The organism is Blautia sp. MSK20_18, assembly GCF_020553125.1.
Classification (GTDB): Bacteria; Bacillota; Clostridia; order Lachnospirales; family Lachnospiraceae; genus Blautia_A; species Blautia_A fusiformis.
Map to the genome: position 1 here is coordinate 1 of NZ_JAJCGR010000098.1, position 589 is coordinate 589.

Here is a 589-nt window from a genome sequence, read left to right on the forward strand (position 1 = left end):
TCACGGCTGTATACCAGGTCTCTTATTTCGGCATAAATGCCTTCTGGCATGTATGGGATTGAATATCTCCCATCCACAACTAGTTTTGCGATTGTTTTTGGATCTTTTGAATCTGTTTTCTTTGGACTGTTATCATCAAGTTCCTTGATCTTCTTAACCGAGAATGGATTGACCATTACTAATCTTTTCTGATGATCATTTACATACTTCGCAAACGCAAACCAGTAATGACCTGTTGGCTCGCAGCCGATCAGAACTGCAGTCTTTTTATTCTCAGTCTTAAGTGTCTCTGCCCAAAGGTTGAAAGAATTGAACCCTTCCAGATCGTTATGAAAAGAAAAAATACGTTTTGTAAGTTCGCGTCCTCTGTTATCAAAAGCTCTTGCATAATGTATCTGGCTTCCTATATCAACTCCGACAACCATTGTTGAATCTGTTACTTGCTCAATCTTTTCATTCTGTGTATAATTCATTTGGAACCTCCAGTGCTTGATTGTTTTGTTTACATCCGCCAAGATGCAACTCAATCATACCTTGAGGTTCTTTTTTATTCAATTGGCGCTTTTAATGAATTACAGGAATGCTCCTT

General features: G+C 38.2%; 1 protein-coding gene. It reads right to left on the reverse strand.

The features are described 5' to 3' along the window. Positions 1 to 473, reverse strand: a 473-nt coding sequence (locus tag LI091_RS18395; protein ID WP_265191450.1) for an IS110 family transposase, incomplete at its 3' end; no start/stop codon positions are given. Positions 474 to 589: the final 116 nt, after the last annotated feature.